Source organism: Kineococcus indalonis, assembly GCF_009906395.1.
In the GTDB taxonomy this organism is placed as follows: Bacteria; Actinomycetota; Actinomycetes; order Actinomycetales; family Kineococcaceae; genus Kineococcus; species Kineococcus indalonis.
In genome coordinates, this window is the sequence record NZ_JAAALM010000311.1 from 1 (window position 1) to 4,962 (window position 4,962).

Sequence of the window (4,962 nt, forward strand, 5' to 3'; positions counted from 1 at the left end):
CGCCGCCGCCGCGCCCGTGGTCGAGCGCAGCGCGCGCACCGTCGCCGCGCCCGCCCCGGCCAAGCAGCCCGTGGCCACCGGGTACGGCGGCGCCGTGGCCAGCGTCGACCCCGACGCCACCGCCGTGGGCCTGGACGTGCTGCGCCGCGGCGGCAACGCCGTGGACGCCGCCGTCGCCACCGCCGCCGCCCTCGGCGTCACCGAGCCCTACTCCGCCGGCGTCGGCGGCGGCGGGTTCCTCGTCTCCTACGACGCGCTGCGGCGCACCGTCACCACCGTCGACGGGCGCGAGACCGCCCCCGCCTCCCTGGACGACGACGGCTTCCTCACCCCCGAGGGCCAGGCGCGCCCCTTCCCGGACCTGGTCAGCTCCACCCTGTCCGTCGGGGTGCCCGGCACCCCCGCCACCTGGGAGGAGGCGCTGCGCGACCAGGGCACCATGACGATGCGCGAGGTCCTCTCCGGGGCCCGCTCGCTGGCCGAGCGCGGCTTCGTCGTGGACGAGACGTTCCGGCAGCAGACCCTGGACAACGCCGCCCGCTTCCGCGACTTCTCCTCCACCGCCGAGCTGTTCCTGCCCGGCGGCGACGCCCCCGCCGTCGGCTCCGTCTTCCGCAACCCCGGCCTGGCCGGGACCTACGAGGTGCTCGCCGAGCAGGGCGCCGGCGCCTTCTACGGCGGGGAGCTGGGCCGCGCGGTCGTCGACACCGTCGCCGCCCCGCCGGTGGCCACCGGCGTCACCCGCGAGGTGCTGCGCGGCGGCATGACCCTGGACGACCTCGCCGCCTACCGGGCCCTGGAGCGGCGCCCCACCCTCGTGGAGCACGAGGCCGCCGACGGCCCCGTGCAGGTGTACGGCATGGCCCCGCCCAGCTCCGGCGGCACCACCGTCGGCGAGGCGCTGCAGGTCCTGGACGCCCTGGGCCGCAGCGAGGACCCCGTGGTCTCCGAGCACCGCGAGCTGGAGGCGGCGGCGCTGGCGTTCGCCGACCGCAACCGGTACGTCGGCGACCCCGACGTGCAGGACGTGCCCACCAGCACGCTGCTCTCGCAGCGCTTCGCCGACTCGCGCGCCTGCCTGGTGCGCGACGACGCCGTCCTGACCCGCCCGGTGGCCCCCGGCGCCCTCGACGGCACCTGCGCGCCCGGCACCGGCGCGCAGGGCGCCGACGAGGGCACCTCCACCACCCACCTCGTCACCGCCGACGCGGCCGGCAACGTCGTCTCCTACACCCTGACCATCGAGGCCACCGGCGGCAGCGGCGTCACCGTGCCCGGGCGCGGGTTCCTGCTGAACAACGAGCTCACCGACTTCACCACCGGCCCCGCCGTCGCCGGCGTGCCCGACCCGAACCGGCCCGCCCCCGGCAAGCGGCCCCGCTCGTCGATGTCGCCGACGATCGTCCTGCGCGACGGGCGCCCGCTGCTGGCCGCCGGCTCCCCGGGCGGGGCCACGATCATCGGCACCACCCTGGGCATCCTCGTGGACCGCCTCGACCGCGGCGTGCCGCTGCCCGAGGCGGTCGCCGCCCCGCGCGTGTCCGAGCAGAACCGCGCCGCCTCCGCCGGGGGCGCCGCCGCCGAGCAGGCCTACGTGGACTCCCCGCGCGGGCGCGCGCTGGCCGAGCTGGGCCACGTGTTCACCCCCACCGCCGAGATCGGCGCGGCCGCCGCGCTGGAGTTCCTGCCCGACGGGCGGGTGCAGGCCGTGGCCGAGCCGACCCGCCGCGGCGGCGGCGCCGCCGGGGTGGTGCACCCCGCCGGCTGAGGCGGGCCCGGCGCCCTCCGAGTGGCCGGACCGCACGAGTGGCCCAACACTGGGAGGGCGCTGGGAACCCCCGGCGCCGCCGGGCCCCGCGCCCACCACCGACGCCTCCGGAGAAGGGTGCGTGGACGGACCGCCGGTGCGGCCGGCGACCACCACACCCCAGGAGGCCCCTCGTGAGCACCCCGAGCGACGGCTCCCACGCCGCCGACGCCCCCCGCGACAGCTCCCCGGGCGGCGCCGCCCGGGCGGCCGGCCGCCCCGCGCAGCAGGCCGGTGCGCAGCAGGCCGGTGCGCAGCAGGCCACCGCCCACCCGGACCGCCTCAGCGTCGAGCACGACACCTCCGGGCCCTCGATGTCGCGCAAGTCGGTCCTGCAGCGCGAGAAGGACGCCTTCGGCGGCGTGAAGGTCGGCTCCGCCTTCTTCGGCTGGCTCGCCGCCACCGGCACCGCCGTGCTGCTCACCGCGCTGCTCGCCGCCACCGGCACCGCCGTGGGGCTGTCCAGCACCGGCGACGACGCCACCGAGGCCGTCGGCTCCCTGGCCCAGCAGGCGCAGGGGGACGCCGGCACCATCGGTGTCGCCGGGGCGGTCGCGCTGCTGGCCGTGCTGCTGGTCTCCTACTTCTGCGGCGGCTACGTCGCCGGGCGCATGGCCCGCTTCAACGGCGCCAAGCAGGGCGTGGCGGTGTGGCTGTGGGCCGTGGTCGTCGCCCTCGTCGTCGCCGCCGTCGCCGCGATCGCCGGGGACTCCTACGACGTGCTCGGCCAGCTCGACAGCTTCCCGCGCGTGCCCACCGACCTCGGCTCGCTGACCGCCGCCGGCGTGCTCGCGCTCATCGGCGCCTTCGTCGTCGCCCTCGTCGGCGCGGTCCTCGGCGGCCTGGCGGGCATGCGCTTCCACCGCCGCGTCGACAAGGCCGGTCTGGGCCGGTGAGCGGCAGCACCGCGCACGAGCGCACCCAGGACGCGCCCGGCGTGCAGCGCCCCGCCCCCGGCAGCCACCAGCGCGGCCTGTACGGCAGCGAGGCGGGCGCCAACACCGCCCGCGCCGGCACCGCCGAGGTGGTGGGCACCGCCGTGCTCGTCTTCGGCGGCACCGCCACCGCCGTGGCCGGCGCCACCGCCACCCCCGGCCCCTACGACCTGCTCAGCGTCGTGCTCGTCTTCGGGCTGACGCTGGCCGCGCTGGCCGCGGCCCTCGGGCACGTCTCCGGCTGCCACCTCAACCCCGCCGTCACGCTGGGGCTGGCCGTCACCGGGCGCTTCCCGTGGCGGGCGGTGCCCGCCTACGTCGCCTGCCAGCTCGCCGGCGCCGCGCTCGGCTCGCTGGCGGTGTGGGCGTTCTACGGCGACCGGGGCCGGGACCTCACCGGCCTGGCCGCCACCGTGCCCGCCCCCGGGGTCGGCGACCTGCGGGCCCTGCTGGTGGAGGTCGTGATCACCTTCGTGCTCGTCCTCGTGGTGATCTCCGTGGCCACCGACGAGCGCGCCCCGGCGGCCGCCGCGCCGCTGGCCGTGGGCGCCACCCTGGCCGTGTGCGTGGCCGTGGCCGCGCCCCTGACCGGCGGGGCGGTCAACCCCGCCCGCGCCTTCGGCCCGGCGCTGGTCTCGGGCACCTGGGACTCCTCCTGGCTCTACCTGGTGGGCCCGGTCGTCGGCGGCGTGCTCGCCGCCGTGCTCTACGACCGCGTCCTCGGCAGGGCCGAGGCCCCCTCCGGGGACTGACCCCCGCGCCCCCCGTCCGACCCCGACGTCTGGAACGCCGTGCTCTACGCCGTCCTCTTCGCCCTCGCCGGGGCCAGCGCCCTGGGCGCGGCGCTGGTCCCCCGGGTGGTCGACCGGCTCCCGGTCAACCTGCCCATGACGTTCCTCGGCGCCGGCGTCGTGCTGGGCTTCGTGCCCGGCCTGCCCTCGGTGGACCCGATGGAGCACGAGGCCGTCACCTCCCACGTCACCGAGATCGTCGTGATCATCTCGCTGATGGGCGCCGGCCTGGCCATCGACCGGCGCGTGGGGTGGCGGCGCTGGGCCAGCACCTGGCGCCTCATCGCCGTCGCCATGCCCCTGACCATCGCCCTCGTCGCGGTGACCGGCAGCGTCCTGGGGGGCCTGCCCGTCGCGGCCGCGGTGCTGCTGGGCGCCGCGCTGGCGCCCACCGACCCCGTGCTGGCCAGCGACGTGCAGGTCGGCGAGCCCGCCGACGAGGAGGGCACCGAGGACGAGGTGCGCTTCGCCCTGACCAGCGAGGCCGGCCTCAACGACGGCGCCGCCTTCCCCGTCGTGCACCTCGCCGTCGTGCTGGCCACCGCCGGCGCGACGGCGGGGGCGCTGGGCACGTGGGTCCTGGAGGACGTGCTCCTGCGCGCCGTGGTGGGCGTGGCCGTCGGCTGGGTCGTGGGCAGGGTGCTGGGCGAGCTGTTCTTCCGCTCCCCGATCCCGGCGCTGCGCCTGGCCGACGACGTGGAGGGCTTCACCGCCCTCGCCGTCACCTTCCTGGCCTACGGCATCGGCGAGCTGCTGCACGGCTACGGCTTCGTGGCCGTCTTCGTCGCCGCCTGCGCCATCCGCTCCGCCGAGCGCTCCCACGGCGCGCACCGCGTCGCGCACGGCTTCGTGGAGCAGATCGAGCGGATGCTCACCGCCTGGCTGCTGCTGCTGCTGGGCGCGGCCCTGTCCGACGGGCTGCTGGCCGCCCTGACCTGGCAGCTGGCCCTCGTCGGCGTCCTGCTGGTGCTCGTCATCCGCCCGCTGGTGGGCCGCCTCAGCCTGCTCGGCAGCCCCGCCGGGCCCCGCGAGCGCTGGGTCATCGGCATCTACGGCGTGCGCGGCATCGGCTCGCTGTTCTACCTGTCGTGGGCGCTGGGGGAGGCGGAGTTCCCCGGCGAGCAGCTGTGGGCCGCCGTCGGCTTCACCGTCGCGCTGTCGGTGCTCGTGCACGGCGCCACCGCCGCCGCCGTCGTGGGGCGCCTGGACGCCCACCGGCTGCAGCGCGCCCGCTCGCGCGACCTCGGCGAGGTGGCGGGCACCCACGTGTGACGGCTGCGTGTGACGACGCTCACGCGTGAGGACCGGCGGGTGCGGGCAACGGTGGGGGGACGAGGACGCCCGCGGTGCAACCGGCACCGCGCCCGGCGCGTCCCACCACCGACCGACGAGCACCACGACGACCACGACACCCGGGAGCCCCCCGTGA

Annotated in this window: 4 protein-coding genes; all 4 read left to right on the forward strand. The window is 77.8% G+C overall.

Going from position 1 to position 4,962, the window contains the following annotated elements; all coding sequences use genetic code 11:
• The coding region (locus GTR00_RS14500; protein ID WP_166612316.1) for a gamma-glutamyltransferase family protein at positions 1-1,768 on the forward strand (1,768 nt) is incomplete at its 5' end.
• Between the two features lie 173 nt (positions 1,769-1,941).
• The gene (locus GTR00_RS14505; RefSeq protein ID WP_166612317.1) at positions 1,942-2,703 is read left to right on the forward strand and encodes a hypothetical protein; all 762 of its coding nucleotides are present in this window, start codon (positions 1,942-1,944) and stop codon (positions 2,701-2,703) included.
• Entirely contained in the window at positions 2,700-3,494 is a 795-nt protein-coding gene (locus GTR00_RS14510) for an MIP/aquaporin family protein (protein WP_323132491.1), read from the forward strand. The genes GTR00_RS14505 and GTR00_RS14510 overlap by 4 nt, the downstream gene beginning before the upstream one ends.
• A 39-nt stretch (positions 3,495-3,533) precedes the next feature.
• Entirely contained in the window at positions 3,534-4,805 is a 1,272-nt protein-coding gene (locus tag GTR00_RS14515; protein ID WP_166612318.1) for a cation:proton antiporter, read from the forward strand.
• The last annotated feature ends 157 nt before the right edge of the window (positions 4,806-4,962 follow it).